Annotated in this window: 20 protein-coding genes; 10 read left to right on the top strand and 10 right to left on the bottom strand. The window is 72.4% G+C overall.

Translation table 11 applies throughout. From position 1 onward, the window contains the following. Positions 1 to 17: 17 nt before the first annotated feature. The 9 genes from Ate02nite_RS19560 to Ate02nite_RS19520 all read right to left on the bottom strand — a co-directional run bounded on the left by Ate02nite_RS19560 (position 18) and on the right by Ate02nite_RS19520 (position 11,734). Positions 18 to 1,172, bottom strand: coding sequence for an alkaline phosphatase family protein (locus Ate02nite_RS19560; RefSeq protein WP_239147523.1), 1,155 nt, complete (start codon positions 1,170 to 1,172; stop codon positions 18 to 20). After that, positions 1,169 to 1,918: a methyltransferase domain-containing protein gene (locus Ate02nite_RS19555; RefSeq protein WP_203807517.1), complete on the bottom strand. Its 750-nt coding sequence runs from the start codon at positions 1,916 to 1,918 to the stop codon at positions 1,169 to 1,171. Before Ate02nite_RS19555 ends, Ate02nite_RS19560 begins: the two co-directional genes overlap by 4 nt. Before the next feature lie 17 nt (positions 1,919 to 1,935). Next, complete coding sequence (locus Ate02nite_RS19550) at positions 1,936 to 2,328, bottom strand: SSI family serine proteinase inhibitor (RefSeq protein WP_203807515.1); 393 nt, start codon at positions 2,326 to 2,328, stop codon at positions 1,936 to 1,938. A 58-nt stretch (positions 2,329 to 2,386) separates the two neighbouring features. Further along, the gene (locus Ate02nite_RS19545; RefSeq protein WP_203807513.1) at positions 2,387 to 5,785 is read right to left on the bottom strand and encodes an error-prone DNA polymerase; all 3,399 of its coding nucleotides are present in this window, start codon (positions 5,783 to 5,785) and stop codon (positions 2,387 to 2,389) included. Positions 5,786 to 5,796: 11 nt separating this feature from the next. Then, positions 5,797 to 7,629: a DNA polymerase Y family protein gene (locus Ate02nite_RS19540; protein ID WP_203807512.1), complete on the bottom strand. Its 1,833-nt coding sequence runs from the start codon at positions 7,627 to 7,629 to the stop codon at positions 5,797 to 5,799. Next, on the bottom strand, positions 7,622 to 8,311 hold the full coding sequence (imuA', locus tag Ate02nite_RS19535) for a DnaE2-dependent mutagenesis accessory factor ImuA' (protein ID WP_203807510.1): 690 nt from the start codon (positions 8,309 to 8,311) through the stop codon (positions 7,622 to 7,624). The genes Ate02nite_RS19540 and imuA' overlap by 8 nt, the downstream gene beginning before the upstream one ends. Before the next feature lie 66 nt (positions 8,312 to 8,377). After that, positions 8,378 to 8,854, bottom strand: a complete 477-nt coding sequence (locus Ate02nite_RS19530) for an SAV_6107 family HEPN domain-containing protein (protein WP_239147538.1) — start codon at positions 8,852 to 8,854, stop codon at positions 8,378 to 8,380. A gap of 398 nt (positions 8,855 to 9,252) precedes the next feature. After that, the gene (locus Ate02nite_RS19525; RefSeq protein ID WP_203807506.1) at positions 9,253 to 9,744 is read right to left on the bottom strand and encodes a GNAT family N-acetyltransferase; all 492 of its coding nucleotides are present in this window, start codon (positions 9,742 to 9,744) and stop codon (positions 9,253 to 9,255) included. Positions 9,745 to 9,787: 43 nt separating this feature from the next. Then, positions 9,788 to 11,734, bottom strand: coding sequence for an APC family permease (locus tag Ate02nite_RS19520; protein WP_203807504.1), 1,947 nt, complete (start codon positions 11,732 to 11,734; stop codon positions 9,788 to 9,790). Positions 11,735 to 11,772: 38 nt separating this feature from the next. Here Ate02nite_RS19520 and Ate02nite_RS19515 point away from each other — a divergent pair, with 38 nt between their 5' ends. Genes Ate02nite_RS19515 through Ate02nite_RS19470 form a run of 10 tightly spaced genes read left to right on the top strand, consistent with a single transcriptional unit; the run spans position 11,773 to position 21,758 of the window. Next, positions 11,773 to 12,567 carry an SDR family NAD(P)-dependent oxidoreductase gene (locus Ate02nite_RS19515; RefSeq protein WP_203807502.1) on the top strand — a complete coding sequence of 265 codons (795 nt, stop codon included), beginning with the start codon at positions 11,773 to 11,775 and terminating at the stop codon, positions 12,565 to 12,567. Positions 12,568 to 12,574: 7 nt separating this feature from the next. Then, positions 12,575 to 13,576, top strand: a complete 1,002-nt coding sequence (locus tag Ate02nite_RS19510) for an aldo/keto reductase (protein WP_203807500.1) — start codon at positions 12,575 to 12,577, stop codon at positions 13,574 to 13,576. Positions 13,577 to 13,581: 5 nt separating this feature from the next. Then, positions 13,582 to 14,055, top strand: coding sequence for a YbaK/EbsC family protein (locus Ate02nite_RS19505; RefSeq protein ID WP_203807498.1), 474 nt, complete (start codon positions 13,582 to 13,584; stop codon positions 14,053 to 14,055). Positions 14,056 to 14,061: 6 nt separating this feature from the next. Continuing rightward, positions 14,062 to 14,736 carry a monooxygenase gene (locus tag Ate02nite_RS19500; protein WP_203807496.1) on the top strand — a complete coding sequence of 225 codons (675 nt, stop codon included), beginning with the start codon at positions 14,062 to 14,064 and terminating at the stop codon, positions 14,734 to 14,736. Beyond that, a complete protein-coding gene (locus Ate02nite_RS19495) occupies positions 14,733 to 15,311 on the top strand; it encodes a GNAT family N-acetyltransferase (RefSeq protein WP_203807494.1) in 579 nt (192 codons plus the stop codon). Before Ate02nite_RS19500 ends, Ate02nite_RS19495 begins: the two co-directional genes overlap by 4 nt. Positions 15,312 to 15,318: 7 nt before the next feature. Continuing rightward, the gene (locus Ate02nite_RS19490) at positions 15,319 to 16,089 is read left to right on the top strand and encodes a carotenoid biosynthesis protein (RefSeq protein WP_203807492.1); all 771 of its coding nucleotides are present in this window, start codon (positions 15,319 to 15,321) and stop codon (positions 16,087 to 16,089) included. Next, positions 16,086 to 17,204: a glycosyltransferase family 2 protein gene (locus Ate02nite_RS19485; protein WP_203807490.1), complete on the top strand. Its 1,119-nt coding sequence runs from the start codon at positions 16,086 to 16,088 to the stop codon at positions 17,202 to 17,204. Before Ate02nite_RS19490 ends, Ate02nite_RS19485 begins: the two co-directional genes overlap by 4 nt. 22 nt (positions 17,205 to 17,226) lie before the next feature. Next, positions 17,227 to 18,672: a phytoene desaturase family protein gene (locus Ate02nite_RS19480; protein ID WP_203807487.1), complete on the top strand. Its 1,446-nt coding sequence runs from the start codon at positions 17,227 to 17,229 to the stop codon at positions 18,670 to 18,672. Positions 18,673 to 18,724: 52 nt separating this feature from the next. Next, positions 18,725 to 20,362: an ABC transporter ATP-binding protein gene (locus Ate02nite_RS19475; protein ID WP_239147522.1), complete on the top strand. Its 1,638-nt coding sequence runs from the start codon at positions 18,725 to 18,727 to the stop codon at positions 20,360 to 20,362. Beyond that, a complete protein-coding gene (locus Ate02nite_RS19470; RefSeq protein ID WP_203807485.1) occupies positions 20,355 to 21,758 on the top strand; it encodes an aminotransferase class V-fold PLP-dependent enzyme in 1,404 nt (467 codons plus the stop codon). Before Ate02nite_RS19475 ends, Ate02nite_RS19470 begins: the two co-directional genes overlap by 8 nt. A gap of 69 nt (positions 21,759 to 21,827) precedes the next feature. On the opposite strand, the gene Ate02nite_RS19465 is transcribed toward Ate02nite_RS19470, so the two are convergent. Next, positions 21,828 to 23,531: a substrate-binding domain-containing protein gene (locus Ate02nite_RS19465; protein ID WP_203807483.1), complete on the bottom strand. Its 1,704-nt coding sequence runs from the start codon at positions 23,529 to 23,531 to the stop codon at positions 21,828 to 21,830. Positions 23,532 to 23,758: the final 227 nt, after the last annotated feature.

Raw genomic sequence — 23,758 nt, 5'->3', positions numbered from 1 at the left:
CTGACAAAAAACGGCGGTCAGCGGGCGATCAGCAGCGGGATCGTCATCTCGGCGGCGGTCAGGGCGCCGTGATAGGCGATCAGCCGGCCCGCCGTGGGCGGTTCCTGGCCGGACGCCAGCACGACCGTGCGCTCCCGGCAGACCACCACGATCTCGCCGATCCGGCCCCGGTGGCCGGCGGGCACCGGGCCGTACCAGCCCTCGGCGATCGCCTCATCCCTGGTCAGCACGTGTGCCCCGGAGCCGAGCAGGCCGCGGAGGGTGGCCAGCACGTCGTCGTGGGCGCCGGCCGCCGGGTAGAGATAGCGGACCCGGGGCTCGCCGGCCACCGCCACCAGCCCCGCCGACAGCTCCGGCTGGTCGGCCAGGTCGAACCGGCCACCGAGCGGAACGTTCAGCTGCCCGTGGTCGGCCACGACAAGCAGCGCCGACCGGGGCGGCAGGCCGTGCACCAGGCGGTCGAGCAGCGTGTCCACCCCGGTGATGGCCATCCGCCACTGGGGCGAGTCGACGCCGTGCTCGTGCCCGGCCTTGTCGACCTCGGGGTGGTAGCCGTAGACCAGCCCCCGGCCGGCCGACAACGCGCGGAGCATGCCGTCGGCCAGCTCGTCGGCGTTCGAGGAACCCACGTACGTCGCGCCCCGGTTCGCCGAGACGCTGAGCCCGCTCCCGGCGTACTCCGGGCGGCTGACCACGGTGACCGGCAGGCCGGCCGCGACCGCGCGCTCGAAGATGGTCGGCACCGGCTGCCAGGCGCGCGGATCGGGGGTGTCACCCCACTGGATGTGGTTGAGGATCGACCCGTCCGGCTGCCGCACGGTGAAGCCGAGCACCCCGTGCGCCCCGGGCGGCGTCCCGGTCCCGACGGTGACCAGGCTGACCGGCGTGGTCGACGGAAAACCGGCGGTCAGGGTGCGCGAGCCGGGCGTCAGGTCGGCCAGGACCGGAGAGTACGGCGCGGCGGTCGGCAACTGGTAGGCCCCGAGGCCGTCCACCAGCAGCACCGCGACCCGTTCGACCCCGTCCAGCGCCGCCGCGAGCCCGAGGGTGTCGGCCATCCCGGGCACTCCCAGCACCGAGCCGACGCTGGGCATCAGGTCGGCGAGACTGCCCGACCCGTAGGCGGGCGGCACCGTCGCGAACGCCGAGGCCGGCAGGTGGTCCGGGATCACGAGCGGCGGCGCGCGAAGAGGTGCAGCTGGGAGGCGATGTCGCGGAACGGCGGCCGGGCCGACAGCGCCAGTTCGAGGTCGAGCAGCGCCTGCGGGTCCTCCTCGAGGACCGCCGCCGGCAGCAGGTCGGCCAGCACGCGTACGCCGTGGGTCTCCTCCACCTCCAGGCCCGCCGCGCTCAGCAGGGCCGCCGCGGTCTCCGCGTCGTAGCGGCGGCGCAGCGTGTCGCGCGCCCCGGCGTGCCCCTCCGGGTCGTTGACCAGCGCGGACGCCGACCGCAGATGCCCGTTGATGGCCCGCCCGAGAACCGCCGCGGCCCGGCCGGCCACCAGCACGCTGACCGCACCACCCGGCCGCAGGGCGGCGGTGATCGCGGCGACCACGTCGGCCGGCTGATCGACCACCTCGAGCACCGCGTGGCAGAGGATCAGGTCGACGCTGCCCGGCTCGACCAGGCCGGCGAGCGCGTCGCCGTCACCCTGCACGGCCCGGATCCGGGCGGCCACGCCCGCGTCGGCGGCCCGCCGGGTGAGCGCGGCGAGCGCGTCCGGGCTGGCGTCGACGACGGTGACGGTGTGTCCCGACTCGGCCAGCGGCACGGCGAAGCCTCCGGTGCCGCCGCCGACGTCGAGGACGGTCAGCGCGCGTCCCTCGTGTCGTTCCAGTTCCCGGCGCAGCACCGCCCAGACGGCGGCGGTGCGGGCGGTGACGAGCGGGCGGGCCGTGCGCGTCGATGCGGTTTCCACCCCGGCAGCGTATCGGCCTAGAACTCGAAGAGGTCGGCCGTGGCCCGGCGCATCTCGCAGGTGTTGCCGAACTTGTGACTCCACGTGATGGTGGTGCCGCGCCACTCGCCGGTGATCTGCGCGGTGACCGGCGCGTAGAGGTGGATGCACACCTTGTTGGCGGCCGGCTCGATCCGGTCCACCTCGGCGCCGACCTTGGCGAGTTCGGCGCAGGCCAGGTCGGGGTGCGGATGCCCGCCGCCGGCCGGGTCGCATTCGAGCTTGACCGCGGCCGCGAACCCGGCGTCGGCCAGGTAACTGAGCGTCAGCTTCGAGCTCTCATAGCCGGCGTGGCCGCGCACCGGCGGCGCTGCCGCTCCGCCGGCGACGATCGCGGCCGACGCCGCCAGACCCACGATGGTGCTGAGCATCTGCCATTCCCCCGCTTTTCCGGTGTAAGCCATAAATGGTGCAAAGCGGGAGAATAACTCACCGGAAGTCGCGGGAGGCCGGAGTGACCGGCGGCGTGGCCGCGTCGAGGCGATCGGCGACCAGGTTGAGCACCCCCTCGGCCTTCTCCAGCCGCCCCCGCACGATCAGCGCCGAACTGGTCCGGGCCACCCGCCGGTACCGCTGCCACAACCCCGGCGAGCAGGTCACGTTCAGCATCCCGGTCTCGTCCTCCAGGTTCACGAACGTCACCCCGCCCGCGGTGGCCGGCCGCTGCCGATGCGTGACGATCCCGCCCACCCGGATCCGGGTGCCCGCCTCGACCGCCGCCAGCTGCGAGATCCGCAACGCCCCGATCCGGTCGAAGTCCGCCCGCAGGAACTGCGCCGGATGCGCCTCCGGCGACAGCCCGGTCGCCCACACGTCCGCGACCAGCCGATCCACCTCGCTCATGCCCGGCAGCATCGGCGCGTCGGTCCCGGTCACCGTCCCCGGCAGCCGGTCCGGCCGGTCCTGGGCGGCCGCGCCGGCCGCCCACAGCGCCTCCCGGCGGGAAAGCCCGAACCCGGCGAAGGCATCCGCGGTGGCGAGAGCCTCGAGGTGCGCGGTCTGACATCCGGTACGCCGGGAAAGATCAGCCATGCTCCGGTACGGCCCGCCGGCCCGCCGCTCCGCCTCCACCGCCCCGGCCAGCTCCTTCCCGATCGTCCGGATGCTGCTGAGCCCCTGCCGGACGGCCGGCCCACCCAGCCCCCACGCGTGCCGGGGTTCGTCCTCGCCGGCCTTCTTCTTGCTGTCCGGGGTCCACTCCAGGGTGGCGGCCGCGTCGCTGAGGTTGATGTCCGGCCGGCGCACCTCCACCCCGTGCCGCCGGGCGTCGTCGACAAGCGACTGCGGCGAGTAGAAGCCCATCGGCTGCGCGTTGAGCAGCGCCGCGCAGAACGCGGCCGGGTGGTACCGCTTGAGCCAGGCACTCACGTAGACCAGGTAGGCGAAGCTGATCGCGTGGCTCTCCGGGAAGCCGTAGTTCGCGAACGCACACAGCTTCACGTACAGGTCGTCGGCCAGCTCGCCACGGATGCCGTTGGCAGCCATCCCCTGGTAGAGCCGCTCCCGCATCTCCTCCATCCGCCGCACCGAACGTTTCGAACCCATCGCCCGGCGCAGTTTGTCGGCCTCCACCGCGGTGAACCCGGCCGAGTCCATCGCGAGCTGCATCAGCTGCTCCTGGAAGAGCGGCACGCCCAGCGTCTTCTCCAGGGCCCGCGCCATGGTCGGGTGCGGCATCTCCCATTTCTCCAGGCCGTTCTTGCGCCGGATGAAGGGGTGCACCGAGCCGCCCTGGATCGGCCCCGGCCGGATCAGCGCCACCTCGACCACCAGGTCGTAGAAGACCTGCGGCTTGAGCCGGGGCAGCGTCGCCATCTGGGCCCGGCTCTCCACCTGGAACACCCCGACCGAGTCGGCCTCGCACAGCATCGCGTAGACCTGCTTGTCGGACGGCCGGATGCTGGTGAAGTCCAGCTTGGACTCGATCATGTCGAACGCGTAGTGCAGCGCCGACAGCATGCCCAGGCCCAGCAGGTCGAACTTGACCAGGTTGATCGCGGCGCAGTCGTCCTTGTCCCACTGCAGCACCGTGCGGCCCGGCATCCGGCCCCACTCGACCGGGCACACCTCGCTCACCGGCCGGTCGCAGATCACCATGCCGCCGGAGTGGATGCCGAGGTGCCGGGGGAACGTCTGCAACTCGTTGGCGTACGCCACGACCTGCTCGGGGATGTCCTCGACGTCGACCGTGGCGACGCTGCCCCAGCGGTCGATCTGCTTGCTCCAGGCGTCCTGCTGACCGGGCGAGAATCCAAAAGCCTTGGCCACATCCCGTACGGCGGACCGCGGCCGGTAGGAGATGACGTTGGCGACCTGCGCGGTGTGCCGGCGCCCGTGCTTCTCGTAGACGTACTGGATGACCTCCTCGCGCCGGTCCGACTCGATGTCCACGTCGATGTCCGGCGGCCCGTCCCGTTCCGGCGCCAGGAACCGTTCGAAGACCAGGTCGTACTCGAACGCGTCCACATTGGTGATGTACAGCGCGAAGCAGACCGCCGAGTTAGCCGCCGAGCCGCGCCCCTGGCAGTAGATGTCCTGCTCCCGGCAGAACCTGGCGATGTCGTAGACGATCAGGAAATAGCCGGGGAAGTCGAGCTCCTCGATCATCTGCAACTCGTACTCGAGCTTCGCGTAGACCTCCGGCATCTCCTCCGGCCGCCCGTAGCGTTCCCGGGCGCCGCGCATGGTCAGTTCGCGCAGCCAGCTCATCTCGGTGTGCCCGTCCTCCGGGATCGGGAAGGCCGGCAGTTGCGGGGCGACCAGGTGCAAGTCGAAGGCGAGCGCGGCACCCAGTTCGGCGGCGTGCTCGACCACCCCCGGGTAGGCGGCGAACCGGCGGGCCATCTCGGCGCCGCTGCGCAGGTGGGCGGTGCCGGCCGCGGGCAGCCAGCCGTCGATCTCGTCGAGGCTGCGCCGGGCCCGGACCGCGGCGAGGGTGGTGGCGAGCCGGCGCCGGGCCGGGGTCGCGTAGTGCACGTTGTTGGTGGCGACGGCGCCCAGCCGGCGGCTGCGGGCCAGCTCGTAGAGCACGTCGTTGCGGTCGCCGTCGTCGGGATTGCCGTGATCGGTCAGCTCGACCACCACGTTGCCGGCGCCGAAGAGCTCGGTCAGCCGGTCGAGCTCGTCGGCCGCCCGGTCGATCCCGCCGGTGGCCAGCGCCTCCGGGACGATCCCCTTACGGCAGCCGGTCAGCACCAGCACCTGCCCACGCAGCGCCTCGGCGATCTTCTCCACCGAGCCGTAGTCCGGTTTGCCCTTCTCGCCGCCCGCGAGTTGCCCCTCGCCGATGGTCCGGCCCAGCGCGGCGTAACCGGCCGCGTTCTGGGCCAGCACCAGCAGGTGCCGGCCTTCCGGGTCGGGTTCGCCGTTCTGCGGCCGGGTCAGGTCGAGGGAGAGTTCCGCCCCGAAGATCGTCGGCAGCCGCAGGTTCCCGGCCGCCTCGGAGAACCGGACCACACCGTAGAACCCGTCGTGGTCGGTGACGGCCAGCCCGGTGAGCCCGAGCCGGGCCGCCTCCTCGGCGAGTTCCTCCGGGTGGCTGGCCCCGTCGAGGAAGCTGAAGTTGGTGTGGCAGTGCAGCTCGGCGTAGGGGACGGTGGTCTCCTTCGCCCGCACCAGCGCGGGCGCCTGATAGGGCTGGCGTTTCCGGCTCCAGACCGGCGAATCCCCGCCGTCCGCGTCGATGGCGAGGGGATCGACCGCGAACGGCTGCGGCTTCTCCACCCCGATCCGCCGGGTCCCCTCCTCCGGCGGTGGCGGTTTCACCGGCCGGCCGGTGAGTGCCTCCTCCAGCTCCGACCAGGGCATCCGTGGGTTATGGAAGCCCATGGCCGCTCCGCTCAGTCATAGATCGCCTCCACCGCCCAGTGACCGCCGGCCAGGGTCAGCAGCAGCGCTCGCCCGTCGATCAGCGCCACCTGGAACCGCGCCCGGCGGCGGCTCTCGCCGGTGGCCCACCAGCGCTCGTCGACCGGCCACGGGCCGGCCCAGCCGCTGATCTCGATCGGGCTGCCCCGCTCCACCAGCAGCGCCGCCGGTTCGCCGGTCAGTTCGAGGCGGGCGCTGACGCCGACCGGCGTACCGCTCTCGTCGACCACCACCGCGGCCGGCGGCCGCAGCGGCACCACCGCCGGCGCCGGTTTCGGCAGCCGGCCCGGCCAGGGCGGCAGCCCGGCGGCGGGATCGGCGACCCGCCGCCCACGGCCCTTACGCGGACCCGGCGGGACGGCGACCACCGTGAGCCCGCCGACGTGCGCCTCGGCGGGCACCGAGGCTGCGGGTGGCACCAGCTCGAGGAGCCGCCGGGCCGGTGCTGGCAGGTGGGAGACCGTGGCCAGGGTTTCCTTCTCCGCGGGCCGGGATGACCGGCGGGCGGACAGCTCGATCACCTCGGCGCCGCCGTGCGCCTGCAGCGGGACGGTGACCAGGTCGGGGATGGGGTCGGTGTGTGGAGCGGTGGGACGGTGCGGGTCTCGTTCGTCGCCCCACGGGATCAGCCGGATCTGGTCGTCGGCGGAGCGGCCGCCGGTGGGCACCGGCGTCACCAGGGCATCCGGGCCGAGCAGGCCCTGCACCCGGCTGAAGGCGCGGTGGGCCCGCTCCCGGTCGGCGCCGGCGTCGCCCCACAGTCCGGGCTGGAGTCCGAGATGGACCAGGACGCCGTCGGGGATCAGGCGCAGCCGCACCAGGCCGGCGGTGGGCCGGGCGGGGGCGCCGCGCCGGGCGCCGGTGAGCCAGCCGTCGAGTTGCCAGCGGACCCGTTCGGCGATGGCGGCCGCGGTCAGCGTGCCGTCGTGCCGCCACACCCGGTGCAGCTCCTGGCCGTCCGCCGTGACCGCCTCGATGCCGAGCCGGGTGCAGGCCAGACCGTGCCCGGCGAGCCGGTCGTGCAGGCGTTCGGCCAGCACCTTCCCGGCGAACGCGGCCACGTCGACCCGGTCCAGCGGTTCGTCGTAGGTGTCGGCGACGTCCAGGTCGGGGGGCGGTTGCCGGACCGCCAGGGGGCGATGGTCGCGGCCGCCGGCGAGCCGGTGGGCGAGCGCGCCGTCGAAGCCGAACCGGGTCAGCACGTCGCCGGCCGGCAGCGCCGCGAAGTCGCCCAGGGTCTTGACGCCCAGTCGTTTGAGCAGGTCGACCAGCTCGGGCCGGTCGATCGCGGCGATCGGCAGGCCGGCCAGGAACGCGACCGTCTCGCCCGGGCCGAGCACCCGGCCGTCGCGGGCCGCGAGACCGGCCGCGAACACTCCGTCGGCGATCCCGACCTGGCTCTCCACCGCGCAGGTCTCGGCGATCTGCTCGACGATCCGCTCGGCCGCGGCCTCCTCGCCGCCGAAATAGCGGGCCGGGCCGCGCGCGGCCAGCGCGAGCGCCCCCGGCCGGATCACCTCGACGCCCACCGCGACCGCCTCGACCGCGGCGACGACCGCCTCGAAGGCCCGGGCGTCCCGCCCGGAATCGTGCTCGACGACCACCAGCCGCGGGCACCGGCTCTGCGCTTCCCGGCGCCGCAACCCACGGCGTACGCCGTCCTGGCGGGCCGCCTCGGAACAGGCGATCACCCGGTTCTCCCGCAGCACGGCCACCGGCCCGGCCGCGTCCACCCCGTCGACGATGTCGGCCGCCGTCACCGGCCAGTCCGGGCACCACACCAGCAGGGTGCGCACCTCAGCCACGGAGCACCCGCAGCCCGCGCGCGGCCGGGCGGACCGTGAGGCCCGGCATCCACATGGTTATCTCCTTGGGGCGGCTGGCGGCGCCCCGCCCCCGGACCACGATCGTCACCTCGCGGCGGCGCAGCCGGCCCCGCCCGGCGGTGAGTCCTTCCCAGCGACCCTCGGTGACCCGCAGCGTCACGTCGGCGCCGTCCCACTGGCCGAACGGCACCAGCACGCTGCCCCGCTGCCGGGCCCGGGCGGCCAGCCGGCCGGCCACCGTCGCCGCGACCGGGCCGGGCACCGCGGTGACCACCACGTCGACGCCGTCGATCAGCGCGGCCACCACGGTGGGCCAGTCAGGGCCGGGGTTGGGCACGAGGGCGAGCCGTTCCAGGACGATGCCGCTCTCCTGCGCGGCCAGCGCACCCAGCGACGGCACGCCGACCACGGCGCACCAGGAACCGGCCCGGGACGCCTCGGCCAGCAGCGCGAGCATCAGCGACGTGCCACCGCCGGCCGGCGCGGCCCGCCCGGTGGCCACCGCGACCGTGCTCCCCCGGCGCAGCCCACGGCCGGGCAGCAGACCGCTCAGCTCGGGTGCCACCGGTAGGACCCGGTGCACGCCCGGTTCGTCGGTCTCCTCCGCCGTCCGGATCAGCTCGGCGAGGGCGGCCGCACCGTTGATCATGCGTCCCGCCATCGTTGCCCCGCTCCGTGTCACAGTGTTTCCGCCCGCCCGCGATCAGGGCCGGCCATGGCGCGCGGGTCAGGCGGCGGCGAGCGGCGGCTGGTAGCTCAGGCCCAGGGAGCTTTCGACCACCGCCACGAACTGTTCGGCCGCCCGGAGCAGGTCGTCGGCCTCCCGGGGAGTCACGACGCGGGGGATGCCGGCCTCGGCCGCGGCCCGTTTGGTGGCGCCCAGGGCGAAATAGCCGGCCCAGTCGCCGAACTCGGGGGCCACCAGGACCAGCAGGGACCAGACGCTGGTCACCGGGCGGCGGCGGGTGGGTGCGGCCGGGCGGGCGCGGGCCGCGAGGATCGCGGCGGCGGCCCGGAGCGCGGCGAGGTGGGCCGCGGCGTAACGCAGGCCGTCGGGGCGGGTGTGCGCCGCCTCGGTCAGGCCCTGCCGGGCTATCACCAGCAGTTGGGACGGGGTGCGGTGCGGCAGCATGTGCGCCGGGACCGTGGGGGCCTCCGTCTGGATGGCCGCGGTCGGCGCGTGCGCCAAGCCGGGAACCTGCATGAGGCCCGGCGCCGTGTTGCTCGCCATAGGTCGTCTCTCCTCGCGTGTCTCGCATCCGACGTGTCGGGGTCGAACCGATCTCCGCTGCGGAGGAAGACGCAGCACCTGCGGTGCCGAACCGGCCGGGCGTGAAGCTTCCCCACACCACACCCGGCCGGACCTGACCGGCGGGTCCGCCGCCCGCCACCCGGGGGTCGGGGGGCAACGGACGGCGGTCCTGCCTTGTCTCGAGGGCACCGGACCCGCGAATGCCCGGAACCTCATGTGCAGCACTTCGCGGGTGCCGCACCCGGAAGCCGTGCCGCGAAACACCGCTTCCGGAGCTAGTTCGAATGCTTTCGAACATCCGTTCTAACCAAGAAGAAGGCTAGCACGCCTGTACGACAAAAACGCAACCCTCAGCCCCGGGCGACGGACTTCTCGAAGGTGAGCTGGTTGTAGGGCGAATCGCCGTAGGGCGGGATCTCCCGGTAGCCGCTGCTCCGGTACAGCGCCGCGGCCTCCGCCAAGGACAGGTGCGTGCCCAGCCGGAAGACCCGGATCCCCTGCTCAGCGGCCCCCTGCTCGAGCCGGGACAGCAGCCGGCGGCCGAGTCCGAGACCCCGGCACTCCGGGCCGACCCACAGATGCCGGATCTCCGCGACGCCGGGTTCCAGCACCTGCCAGGCCCCGCAGCCGACGGCCGCGCCGTCCTCCGTCGCCACCAGGAACTCGCCGCCGGAGAGGGCCAGTTCACCGGGACGGATCAGCGCGCTCTCGGCGTACCCCTCAGGGAAGCGGACAGCGAGCTCGGAAGCGTATCGACGCAGGCATTCGCGCGCCGCAGGCGCGTCGTCGGGCACCACCTCGACCACCACGGCGGCCATCCGCAGCCGGCGGACCTGGTCCATCCGGAAATTCTCGGACCTGGGTCCGGGAATTTCCAGAGAATTCCTAGACCCCGCCGACGTGGATGACCGGGCGGCGTTCGATGTCGGGCTCGGTCTTGCGGATGATCTCGCGGACCACCGGGGCGGTGTCGCCGCGGCCCAGCAGCAGGTAGCGGAACAGGTGGACCAGCGGGCTGCCCTCGGCCCAGGCGAAATAGCAGTGCGGCCGGACGCCGGTGGCGTCGCGCAGCGCGAGCAGGACCGCGGCGATCGCGTTCGGCGCGGCCGGGCTCTTCACCCGCAGCACCCGGTGGCCGTCCACCTCGGCGCCGTGCACCTCGAGCACCCCGCTGAACCCGGACGGGTCGGCCACCTCGACCTCGAGGAAGAGGATGTCGTTGCGGCCGGGCACCGGGTTCATCCGGCGCTGCTCGTCCTCCTTGTAGGCGTACTCGGCCGAGGTGCCGGCCTCGCGCCGGTTGGCGACGATGTCGAGCTCGCCGTCGTTGGCGATCGAGTCGGCGATGTACTGCCGGGTGTTCTCGTCGAACTCGATCCGCTCGGCCCGCAGCTCGGTGGTGCGACTGACCCGGGAGATCAGCGAGACCAGGATGATCCCGGCCACGAACACCGCCGAGATGGCGATCCCGTCCGGCTTCTCGATGATGTTGTCGCCCAGCGCGTACAGCAGGATCAGGGTGAGAAGCGCGAAGCCGGCGGCGGCCCGCCGCTGTCCGGCCCGCCAGGCCGAGATGGTCACCGCGACCGCGCCGGAGACCATCATCGCCAGGATGCCGGTGGCATAGGCGCCGGCCTGCGCGTTCACGTCGGCGCCGAAGGCGATCGTGATGCCCACGCTGATCGCGGTGTAGACCAGCACGACCGGGCGGACGGCCCGGCCCCACTCGGGTGCCATGCCGTAACCGGGCAGGTAGCGGGGCACGATGTTGATCAGGCCGGCCATCGCCGAGGCGCCCGCGAACCAGAGGATCAGGATGCTGCTGACGTCGTAGGTGGTGCCGAAAGCCTCGCCGAGCTTCTCGTGGGCCAGGTAGGCCAGGGCCCGGCCGTTGGCCGCGCCGCCCGGTTCGAACTCCTCCTTCGGGATGAGCACGGTGGTGATGAACGACGTCGCGATCAGGTAGACGCTCATGATCAGCGCGGCCGTGGTGAGCAGTTTGCGAGTGTTGCGGACCCGCTCCTCCATCGACGAGGCCTTGATCAGCGGCATCATGCTGACCCCGGTCTCGAAGCCGGACAGGCCCAGGACCAGGGCCGGGAAGGCCAGGATGGACGGTCCGAAGGGATTCCCGGACGAGGTCAGCGCCGAGGTCCAGGAGGAGAAGACCCCCGGCGTGGTGAAGACGTCGACCAGGCCGACCACGGTGACCACCGCGTTGAGCAGCAGGAAGATCGCGACCAGCGGGATCGCCACGCCGACGGCTTCGCTGAAGCCGAGCAAAAAGACAAAACCCAGGATCAACAGCAGAACGACGGTGATCAGTACGGCGTGACCGTGGAAGAAACTCGGAAAGTACGGGTTCTCGGACATGTGCACGGTCGCGTCGGCGGCCGACAGCGTGATCGTGATGATCCACGAGGTGCACACGAACCCGAGCAGGACCAGCACGAACAGCTTGCCCCGCCAGAACGGCAGCAGGTGTTCGAGCATCGCCACCGAGCCCTGCCCGTGCGGGCTCTCCTTGGCGACCCGCCGGTACATCGGCAGCATGCCGAACAGGGTCAGCGCCACGATCAGCAACGTCGCCAGCGGCGAGAGCGCACCGGCGGCGAGCGCCGCGATGGCCGGCAGGTAGGACAGCGTCGAGAAGTAGTCGACCCCGGTCAGGCACATCACCTTCCACCAGGGCTGCTCGTGGTCGGTCTGGGCCGACTCGGGACCGACCGGCTGCACCCGGTTGGCCAGCAGCCAGCGACTCACCGTGTGCTGGGGAACGTGCGGGTGCACCGGGCTGTCGACCACAGCCGGCACATTGATCTCGGTGCTCATCGCTCCCCGATCGTGGATGAAGATGCCAGGATGCACCAATGGATCGGACCGTAGTCATCACGGGCGCCAGTTCCGGGGTGGGCCTGGCCGCCGCCGAGCAACTGGCCGCGCAGGGCGATCAGGTGGTCGTCGTCGGACGCAACCCCGAGCGGCTGGCTGCCGCCGTCGCGAAGGTACGGCAGGCGGGCAACGGCCGCGAGCCGGGCCAGTTCCGCGCCGATTTCGAGTCGCTGAAAGAGGTCCGCGAGCTGGCCGCGCACCTGCTCGAGACGTACCCGAAGATCGATGTGCTGGCCAACAACGCGGGCGGCATGATCGCGCAGTACCGGAAGACGGTGGACGGCCACGAGGCCACCATCCAGGGCAACCACCTGGGCCCGTTCCTGCTGACCAACCTGCTGCGCGAGCGGCTGGCCGGCGGCCGGATCGTCAACACCGCCTCGGACGCGCATCGTTCCGGCCGCCCGGACCCGGACGACTTCACCGGCGGCCGGGGCTTCCGGGCCTACGGCGGGGCCAAGGCCGCCAACATCCTGTTCGCCTCCGAGGCGGCCCGCCGCTGGCCGGACATCACCAGCGTCTCGTTCCACCCCGGCGTGGTGCGCACCAACTTCGGCGACGGCACCCTGACCCGGCTCTTCTACCGGTTCGCGCCGTTCCTGGTCACCCCGGAGAAGGCCGGTGCCCTGCTGGTGTGGCTGGCGACCACGCCTGACCTGGTCGACGGCGGCTACTACGTCGGGCACGACCCGAAGGCCCCGGCCTCGTACGCGGCCGACCCGGTCGCGGCGGCGAAATTATGGGACGCGAGCGCCGCCGCCGTGGGTATTTAATCGCCGCATGAGATACCGGACCCTCGGCCCGAGCGGGCTGCGCGTGTCGGAACTGATCCTCGGCGCGATGACCTTCGGCGAACAGGGCGGGGTCGGCGCCCCGCCCGACGAGTGCCGCCGCATCTTTGACGCCTATGCGGAGGCGGGCGGCAACACCGTCGACACCGCGATCAACTACCGGGACGGGCAGAGCGAGGAGATCCTCGGCGAGCTGCTGGCCGGCCGCCGCGAGTCGTTCGTGCTGTCCAGCAAGTACACCGCGACCCGCGACCCGGCCGACCCGAACGCCGGCGGCAACGCCCGGAAGAACCTGCGCGCCTCGCTGGAGACCAGCCTGCGCCGGCTGCGCACCGACTACCTCGACATCTACTGGGTGCACGTCTGGGACGCCGCGACCCCGATCGAGGAGACGATGCGGGCGCTGGACGACGCCGTACGGTCGGGAAAAGTGCTTTATGTCGGCATCTCCGACGCGCCGGCCTGGGTGATCGCCCGCGGCCAGACCCTGGCCGAGCTGCGCGGCTGGTCCCCGTTCACCGCTCTGCAGATGCCGTACAACGTGATCGACCGGGACATCGAGCGCGAACTGCTGCCGATGGCCGAGTCGCTGGGTCTAGCGGTGACCGCGTGGAGTCCGCTGGCCGGCGGCATTCTTTCCGGCAAATACACCTCCTCGGAGGCGACCGGGCGGCACAAACCGGCCGACATCGACGAGCGCCAGCACGCCGCCGCGGCCGCCGTGCAGAAGGTCGCCGACGAGATCGGCGCCACCCCGTCGCAGGTCGCGATCGCCTGGACCACCGCCCGCTCGAAGGCGATCATCCCGATCCTCGGTGCCCGCTCGCTCGCCCAGCTCACCGACAACCTCGGCACCCTCGACGTGACGCTGACCCCCGAGCAGGTCGACGCGCTGACCGCGGCCACCGACTTCAAGCTGGGCTTCCCGCACGATTTCGTCAACGGGATCGCACCCTGGGTGTTCGGTAAGGGCTACCTCGGGAAAGAATGATCGACATGGAGAACCACCCGAACGTCGTCGCGGTCCGGGACGCCCTGGACGCGGCGGGCGTCGACGCCGCGCAGGTGATCGTCCTGGACGAGGCCGTGCACACCGCCGCCGCGGCGGCCACCGCGCTCGGCGTCGAGGTCGGCCAGATCGCCAACTCGCTGATCTTCGACGCGGACGGCGCGCCGCTGCTGGTCCTGACCTCGGGCGCGCATCGGGTGGACACCGCCAAGCTGGCCGCCGACCAGGGCATCGGCAGGCTGCGCCGGGCCACTCCCGAGTTCGTCCGCGAGCACACCGGCCAGCCGATCGGCGGCGTCGCCCCGCTGGGCCACCCGAAACCGGTGCGCACGCTCGTCGACACGGCCCTGGAGCAATACGACGTGATCTGGGCGGCCGGCGGCGTACCCCGCGCGGTCTTCCCGATCACCTACGCCGAACTGGTCCGGGTCACCGCGGGCACGCCTGCCGCGGTGGCCTGACCACCCATGCCGGTAACCCTGCACGTCTGGCGGGTGCCCAGGCGGAAAATCGGCGCGGTCATGCTGCGCCGGGCGCTGACCTTCCTCCAGAAAAAACCGGACAAAGTCCAATTCGCCAAATTCCTGGGTACGGGTACGGGCGACAGCTTCGGCCCCGGCGATTCCGATCTGACCCGGTGGGCGGCCTTGATCGTCAGCTCGTCCCGGATCGAGCTGCCCGAGTGGGACCGGCTGGCCGTGGCCAAGGCAACGGTCGACCTCACCCCGCTGACCAGCCGGGGCACCTGGTCGGGCCGGACCCCGTTCGGTGAACCGCCGGGCGGGAAGCACGACGGCATGGTTCTCGCCCTGACCCGCGCCCGGTTACGCCCGGCGCGGGCGCTGACCTTCTGGCGAGCCGTCCCGCCGGTGGTCCGGGAGGTGCACGCCGCGCCCGGCCTGCTGGCCCGGTTCGGCGTCGGCGAGGCGCCCATCGGCTGGCAGGGCACGGTCAGCGTATGGCGGGATGCGGCGGACCTGACCCGCTTCGCGTACCGTCAGCCGGAGCACCGCGCGGTGATCGCACGCACCGCGGCCGCCCGGTGGTACGCCGAGGAGTTGTTCGCCCGGTTCGCGGTCGACGGCATCGCCGGCGATCGCACGGTGCTGGGCTGGCTGGAAGAGGGGCAGACTGAGGTATGAGGCTCGTTGCGTGGCAGCCGGACGACCTGCTCCGCCGGCTTGACGACGTGGTCACCGTCTACGGCGAGGCCATGGGCTACCGCCAGGAGCTGCTGCAGACCCGGCGCGGCTACATCGGCGCCCACGTCCGCCGGCCCGGCTTCCGGGCCGTGGCCACCCTGACCACCGACGGCCAGCTCGCCGGTTTCGGCTACGGCTACACGTCCGGTCCCGGCCAGTGGTGGCACGACCAGGTGCGGTCAGCGCTCGACGACCCGAACCGCGATTACTGGCTGTCCGACTGCTTCGAGGTGGTCGAGCTGCACGTCCGCCCGGCCGCGCAGGGTCACGGCGTCGGCGCCCGCCAGCTGCGCGCCCTGCTCGCGATGGCCGACGGCAAGACGGTGCTGCTGTCCACTCCCGAGGCCGACGAGCAGAAGTCCCGGGCCTGGCGGCTGTACCGCCGGTTCGGCTTCGTCGACGTGCTGCGCGACTTCCTCTTCCCCGGCGACGAGCGGGCGTTCGCGATCCTGGGCCGCGAGTTGCCGCTGGTGGACCGGCCCGCCGAGGACGCACCCGGCATCGTCGGCATCTAACCGGACGATGCGCACCCGGCTGCCGTGGGCGTTGCTCGCCGCCCTGGTCCTGGCCCAGATCTGCTATCCACTGACCGGCGGCGGCACCCGCGCCGCACTGACCGTCGGCACGGTCCTGCTCGGCTACGCCATGTCGGTCGCGCACGCGTGGCTGACGCGCGGCCCGCGCGCGGCGGCCGCCCTGATCGGCACGGCCACGGTGGGCGGTTTCGCGGTGGAGGCGATCGGGGTGGCCACCGGCTTCCCGTTCGGCACCTACGACTATTCCGGCGAGCTCGGCCCGAAACTCCTCGACGTGCCGCTGATCATCCCGCTGGCCTGGACCTGGATGGCCTGGCCGGCCTGGGTGGCGGCCACCCGGCTCACCCGGAACGCGACCCTGCGCATCGTGGTGGCCGCCGCCGGCCTGGCGACCTGGGACCTCTTCCTCGACCCGCAGATGGTCGCCGAGGGTTACTGGCGATGGCACTCCCCCACTCCCGCGTTGCCCGGCGTGCCCGGCATCCCGATCGGCAACTACCTGGGCTGGCTCGGCTTCGCCCTGCTGCTGATGCTGGCGCTGTCCGCCGCCGGCGGCCGGGCGATCAAAACCCCCACGGTGGGTGACGCGCCGATCCTCACTCTCTGGTTCTGGACGTACGCTTCGTCAGTGCTCGCCCACGCGGTCTTCCTGGGCCTCCCCGCTTCCGCGGCCTGGGGCGCCGCCTTGATGGGCGCCGCCGTCCTCCCGTTGGCCGCCAAAATGATCAGGACCCGACGGACCGAGGCGCTGCCATGACCTGGCCCGCCTTGCCATGGTTGGCCCTGCTGCCCTGGCTCGCCCTGACCGTCCACACGGCGGTCAACGCTGTTTTGCTCCGCCGCCTGCCTTCGGCCGACGAATCCGGTGCGCGGGAGCGCGTTGCTGTTCTGCTCCCGCTTCGGGACGAGGCCGGGCGGGTCGGGCCGTGCCTGGAGGGCCTGCTGGCTCAGCGCGGCGTTCCCGGGCTGACCATCCATGTGCTCGATGACGGTTCGACGGACGGGACCGCCGACCTGGTGAAGGCGATTGCCGGCGACCGGGTTGAGCTGATCACCGGCGCGGACCTGCCGGACGGCTGGCTCGGGAAACCGCACGCCTGCCACCAGCTTGCCGAAGCCGCGAAAAATGCTGACATCCTGGCCTTTGTGGACGCGGATGTCGTCCTCGCACCGGACGCGATCGCCGAGGCCACGACGCTGATGCGTGGAATCGACGTTGACCTGCTATCTCCGTACCCCCGGATTGTCGGCGCCGGAAGCTCCCTCCTGCAGCCTCTCCTGCAGTGGTCCTGGCTGACGTTTCTGCCGCTCCGCGGCATGGAGCGGTCGCCGCGGCCGTCGCTCGCGGCGGCCGGCGGCCAATGGCTGATGATCGACGCCGAGAGTTACCGCCGGGCCGGCGGCCATGCCGCCGGCCGCACCGAGATCCTCGAGGACATCGCCCTGGCCCGCCAGCTCAAACGCTCCGGCGGCCGAATCGCGCTGGCCGACGCCTCCGGCGTGGCCACCTGCCAGATGTACGACTCCTGGCCGGAAATGATCAACGGCTACACCAAATCCCTCTGGGCGAGCTTCGGCTCCCCGATCGCCGCCGGCTGCGTCGTGGTCCTGCTGCTTCTTCTGTACGCGCTTCCGCCCGCGGCCGCGCTGATTTTCGCCATCACGGGCTTCGGCGTTCCCGCTCTCGTCGCGGCGGCGGCCTACCTCCTAGGCGTCCTCGGCCGCGTCATCACCGCCACCGCGACCGGCGGAAAAGCCTGGCCCGCCGCCCTCGCCCACCCCATCTCGATCGTCCTGTTCGGATGGCTCGTCGCCCGCTCGTTCCGGCTGCGCCGCGCCGGCCGCCTGACCTGGCGAGGCCGAGCGATATGACCAGAGAAACCAGGAGGGCGGCATGAGCCGGGTCGTGGTGATCGGCGCGGGGGTCGGCGGGCTGGCCGCCGCGATCCGGCTGGGTGCGGCCGGCCACGACGTCGAGGTGCACGAACGGGCCGCGACCGTCGGCGGCAAGCTGGCCGTCTACGAGCGGGACGGATTCCGCTTCGACACCGGGCCGAGCCTGCTCACGCTGCCGCAGGTCTTCACGGACCTCGGGCTGCGGCTGCCGCCGCTGCAGCCGCTCGACCCGGTCGTCCGGCATTTCTTCCCGGATGGCACGGTCCTCGACTCGTCGTCGGAGCACGAGGTCTTCCTGGAACGCATCGCCGGCGCGCTCGGCACCGGGGCGGCGGCCGACTGGAACCGTTTCTGGCATCGCGCCGAGCGGATCTGGCGGGCGTCCTGGCGGTCGGTACTCCGCCGCGAGATCACCCCGGCCGCCCTGGCCGGGCTCTCCTGGCGGCTGACCGACCTGGCCGCGATCGCCCCCGGCCGCACGCTGCGCGATCTGAGCCTGCGCTACCTGCGCGACCCGCGGCTGCGGATGCTCCTGGACCGGTACGCCACCTACACCGGCGCCGACCCGCGCCGGGCGCCGGCCGCGCTGGCCGCGATCCCCTACGCCGAGCTGCACTTCGGCGGCTGGTACCTGCCCGGCGGCCTCGGCACGATCGGCACTGCCATGGTGGACCGCTGCGCCGAGCTGGGCGTCCGGATCGTCACCGGCTCCCCGGTCACCAGGATCGAGACCGCCGGCGGCCGGGTGACCGGCGTGCGTCTGCCGACCGGCCGGGCCGAGGCCGACATCGTGGTGTCCGATGTGGACGCGCTTGCCCTCTACCGCGATCTGCTGCCCACCCCGGGCCGCCTGGCCCAGCTCACCGACCGCAGCCTCGCCGGTTTCGTCATGCTGCTGGGCGTGCGCGGCGAGACCCCCGAGCTGGCCCACCACAACGTCTTCTTCCCGGACTACTACGACGCCGAGTTCAACGCCATCTTCGGCTCCCCCGCCCGCCGCGCCACCGTGGCGAGCGACCCGACCGTGTTCGTCACCCGCGCCACCGACCCGGCGGTGCACCCGCCCGGCACCGAGGCCTGGTTCGTGCTGGTCAACGCCCCTCGGCACGGCACCGCCTGGTCGGCGATCGACTGGCGACGACCGGGGCTGGCCGACGCGTACGCGCAGCATGTCCTTGATCTTCTGGCCCGCCGCGGCCTGGACGTGCGCGACCGGCTGTTGTTCGCCGAGACCCGCACCCCGGCCGATCTGGCCGACGCGGCGGCCGCGCCCGGGGGTGCGATCTACGGCACAGCCGGCGGTTTGCTGCGGCCGGCCAACCGTGGCCCGGTCGGCAACCTGTACCTGGTTGGCGGTTCGGTACACCCGGGCGGTGGCCTGCCGATGGTCACCCTGTCCGCGAAGATTGCCGCCGACCGGATAGGTAGGCATTCACCGGCGTGAGCGCCGATTTGGGCCCATCCGGTCCTTGAGCGGGACCGGTACGGTGGCGGGCGTGCCGATTGTGGACGATCCGCGCGCTGCCGTCCGGCCGGGCCTGCCGATCGAGGCCATCGGCCTCGGTCAGGTCGCCCGCGGCGGCCGTCGCCTGCTCGACGACGTCTCCCTGACCGTGCGGCCGGGTGAGCTGGTCGCGATCATCGGGGCCAGCGGCGCCGGCAAGACGACCCTGCTGGAAACCCTGGCCGGGGTGCGCCGGCCGGGGACCGGCTCGGTTCGCCACGACGGCCGGCCGGCGCCGGACGCCGCGGTCGGCTACGTGCCGCAGGACGACATCATCCACCAGGAGTTGCCGCTGGCCCGCACCCTGCGGTACGCGGCCCGGCTGCGCCTGCCGGCCCGGTCCGACGTGGACGCCCGGGTCGCCGAGGTGCTCGCCGTGCTGGGCCTGACCGGCCGGGCCGACACCCGGGTGGGCAGCCTGAGCGGCGGCGAACGCAAGCGGGCCAGCATCGCGGTCGAGTTGCTGGCCCGGCCGCGCGCCCTGTTCCTCGACGAGCCCACCTCGGGCCTCGACCCGGCCACCGCGGCCGAGCTGCTGACGCTGCTGCGCGAGCTGGCCGCCGACGGGGTCCCGGTCGTGCTGACCACGCACAACCCGGCCGACGTCGACCGCTGCGACACCGTGGTGGTGCTGGCCCCGGGCGGCCGGCTGGTCTTCGCCGGCCCACCGTCGTCCGCACCGGCCCACTTCGACGCGGACGATGTGGCCGGGGTCTACGGCCGGCTCGCGGACGCGCCGTCCTGGCCGGGGTCTACAACGGATATTTCCGACCACGCTCCCGCGGCCCCGGCACCCAAGTCTCCCGGTTCGCTGCGTCAGGCCGCTCTTCTCACCCGGCGCAATCTCGACATTCTGGGCGCCAACCGGCTCACCCTGGCGATCCTGATCGGGTCGCCGCTGGTGATCCTGGCGATGTTCCTCATGCTGTTCCGGGCCGGCGCGTTCGACCCGGCCCACCCCGACCCGGCCACCACCGTGATGATCCTGTTCTGGATCGCGTTCGGGGTCTTCTTCTTCGGCCTCACCTACGGCCTCCTGCAGATCTGCTCCGAGCTGCCGATCCTGCGCCGCGAGGTGTTCGCCGGCCTGCGCCTCGGCCCCTACCTCGCGGCCAAGGTGGCTCTTCTGCTGCCCCCGCTGGCGCTTGTCGACCTGCTCCTGCTGGCGGTGCTCCGGGCCCTCGACCGGCTCCCGGCCACCGGCCACTTCGCCGAGCTCTACCTGACCGCGCTGCTCGCCTCGGCCTGCGCTCTCGCGCTCGGCCTGCTCTGCTCGGCGAGCGTCTCCGACGTGGCCCAGGCCAGCCTGCTGCTGCCGATGCTCTGCTTCCCGCAGGTGTTGTTCGTCGGCGCGATCCTGCCCGTACCGGTCATGGCCCCGGTCGGCCGCGCGCTCAGCTTCGCCATGTCGAACCGCTGGTCGTTCGAGGCGCTCGGCCACTCGGCCGGGCTGGAAACGCTGTGGCGGGACGGCGGTTCCCCGCTCGGGCCGCCGCTGCTGGCCACCTACGGCGACTCGTTCGCCCGGGCGCCCTGGCAGAACTGGCTGATCCTCGGCGGCATGACCCTGCTGTTCCTGGCCGGCGCGGTGCTGGTGCTGCGGCTGCGCTGCGGGCGGCGCCGTGGTTGAGCTCGACTTCCTCTCGCGCTACCCGGGTTATCAGGACACCGGCCGCCTCGACGAGTTGCGCGCCACCGAGTATTCGCACCTCGACCACGTCTACCTCGATTACACCGGCGCCGGGGTGTACGCCCAGGCCCAGCTCCGCGCCCACCACGAGCGGCTCACCTCGCGGACGTTCGGCAACCCGCACTCGGAGAACCCGGCCTCGGTCGCCTCCACCGAGCTGGTCGAGTCGGCCCGCCGCGCGGTCCTGCGTTTCCTGAACGCCGATCCGGCCGAGTACGCGGCGATCTTCACGCCGAACGCGTCCGGGGCGTGCCGCCTGGTCGGCGAGGCGTACCCGTTCGGCCGCGGTCGCGACCTGGTGATGACGTTCGACAACCACAACTCGGTCAACGGCATCCGCGAGTTCGCCCGCCGGGCCGGAAGTCGCCGCCGATATGTCCCGCTGGTGCCGCCCGACCTGCGGATCGCCGACGCAGCGGTGGGCGCGGCCCTGCGACCCCGGAAGGGCCTGTTCGCCTTCCCGGCACAGAGCAACTTCACCGGCGTACAGCATCCGTTGAATTGGATTGAAAAGGCCCACGACGCCGGGTACGACGTACTTCTCGACGTGGCCGCCTACCTGCCGGTTTATCCCCTGGATCTGAGCCGGGTCAAACCGGACTTCGTGCCGATCAGCTGGTACAAGGTGTTCGGCTACCCGACCGGCGTCGGCTGCCTGGTCGCCCGCCGGGACGCCCTCGCGCGGCTGCGCCGGCCGTGGTTCGCCGGCGGCACGATCGCCGCGGTCAGTGTCGGCACCGAGTGGCATCAGCTGGCCCCCGACGAGACCGCGTTCGAGGACGGCACCCTCAACTTCCTGGACATCCCGGACGTCGAGTTCGGACTGTCCTGGCTCAGCCGGATCGGCCCGGAGCTGATCCGCGAGCGGGTGCGCACGCTCACCGGCTGGCTGCTGGACCGGCTGGCCGTGCTGCGGCACACCAACGGCCGCCCGATGTGCCGGCTCTACGGCCCCACCGGCCTGGACAACCGCGGCGGCACGGTCGCGTTCAACCTGCTCGACCCGGACGGCCGGATTGTCGATGAGCGCCTGGTCGCCACCGAGGCGGCCGCGCAGGGCCTGTCGCTGCGTACCGGCTGCTTCTGCAATCCGGGCGCGGGCGAGGGCGCGTTCGACATCGGCCGCCGGCAGCTGCGGGGTTCGGCCCGCTGGGGCGTACGCACGATCGACGACTACCTGACGATGATCGGCCTGCCCAGCGGCGGCGCGGTCCGGGTGTCGTTCGGCGTCGCCTCCACCGTCGGCGACGTGCAGCACCTGCTCGACTTCCTGACCGGCACGTACCGCGACCGCGGCGCCGACACCGCCGGCCTGGCCCCGCGCCTGCGCTGCTGACGCTGGCCTGGCCCCGCGCCTGCGCTGCTGACGCTGGCCTGGCCCCGCGCCTGCGCTGCTGACCAGCGGTTACGCCGGGGTGTGCGCGGCCAGGAACGCCTTGGCCATCGCCGACGCCAGGTCGGCCGGGTCCTTGGCGGCGATCGCCTTGCCGCCGGTCACCTGGGCGATCTCATTGAGGGTGGCCATGTCGGCGTCCGGCCCGAAGCCCACCCCGATGACCGGCACCGGCCGCTGCGCGTCGCCCTCTTTCGCCAGCCGGGTCAGGAACGTCTTCTTCGGCATCGTGTACTTCGACTCGGCGTCGGTGCCGTCGCTCAACACGATGATCATCGTGGTCGCCCGCGGCTTGACCCGCGGTTTCATCGCGGCCCGGGCGTCCAGAATGGTCTGGAACAGCGGGGTGCCGGCCTGGTTGGGCGCGCTGTAACCGGTGATCGCCGCGGCCAGCGCGTCCCGCCGGGTCTTCCCGGCGAGCGGACCGGTGATCGGGCCGAACGACACCATCTCGGTGTGCGGCGGACTCTCCGGTGCCGGGGTGTTGAAGGTCCACATGCCGATGCTTGTCTCGTCGCCGAACAGCTGCGCCGCCGCCAGCCCCGACTGCCGCAGCAGCCCCGCCTTGGTGGTGACGCGACCGGTCTTGTCGGTGGCCGGCTTGTTCATCGAACCGGACGAGTCGATCAGCAACAGCACCTGGAACTCGAGCGCGCGATATTGCGCCCACTGCACGGCCGGGTCGAGCACCTGGTCGGAGTGTTCCGGCAGCTCGACCGAGAGCGGCATCTTGTAGGCCCGGAACCCCGCCTCGGTGATCGCCGGCACGGTGATCGCCGCCCGCAGCCGCTCGGCCAGCCCCGCCTGCTTGGTCGAGGTCGAGATCGCGAACGGATAGTCCGCCTCGACCAGCCCGTCCGTCGGGAACGTGCCCTTCAGCGCGACCGTGTTCCCGCCGCGCTGGTACATGGTGAGCTGCTGCTCGGTGATCGGGAAGACACCCACGTCGTTGGCGACCGCGTCCGGGTCGCTCTGCGCGGCGACCCGCCGCAGCAGCTCGGCCGGGTCGGCCGAGGCATCCTTGAGCCGGCTGCGCAGGGTGAGCGCGCGCAGCTGCGCGATGCCCTCGTCCGGCGTGCTGCGCTCCATCGCCGTCTGGATCCCGTAGACGGCGAGCATGCCCACGCTGGAGTGCAGCGGGTCGGGCATGGTGACGGCCGGGACCTGATGCCCGGCGACGCCGTTCATCAGCCGGATCCAGGAAGTCTGGTCACCCTTGGCGAATTTCGCGGCCACGGCGGTGGGCGCGGCCAGCACGATCGGGCTGCGGGCGATCGGCCCACCTTCCAGCCGGTACGCGTTGACGCCGCCGACAAGCGCAATCCGCAGCCACACGCTGCTGGACGGAATCCACACGTCGGGCTGCTCGGCCGCGAGCGCCGTGACGGCCGGCTCCTGCGCGGTCACTTCGATCGGCCCGCACCCGTTCCCCGAGTTGAGGCCGCGAGCCGCTTCCTCCACCGCGGGCGCGATCTCCGGCGCCGCGACGACATGCAACAGCGTCTCGTCGCAGGGCCCGGCCGCCACCCGCTCACCGATGCCGGTGCCGTTGGCGACCGGCTTCTGCGCATAGAGCCACCAGGTGGTCCCACCGGCCACCAGAACAAGCACAATAACGATCATCCCGGCGAGCATCATGCGAACTCCCGGACTGACCACCTGCCCGATTTCCGGATCATGCTCCGGCACCGGCTCGCGCCATAGCGGATCCGACATGACACCCCCCTTCGGCCGATTACGCAAGGTCGCCTTTGGACGAGGCCGAATAGTAGCCACAGTTTCACGTCCAGCAACAGAGAAACTGGCGCGCCGCAGATGTCACCAGACGAACCCCCAGCTAGACCCGCGCAGATCGCGCGAATCGGCTCCCCTCCGGACCGAAACCGGCCATCCTCCCGAGACCAGGTTGATCGACACGAAGAGTGCCGCCCACCGTTTTATAC

Origin of the sequence: Paractinoplanes tereljensis, assembly GCF_016862435.1 — a bacterium.
GTDB lineage: Bacteria > Actinomycetota > Actinomycetes > Mycobacteriales > Micromonosporaceae > Actinoplanes > Actinoplanes tereljensis.
Note: the sequence above shows the minus strand (reverse complement) of the source record. Positions and strands in the feature narration are given on the sequence as shown.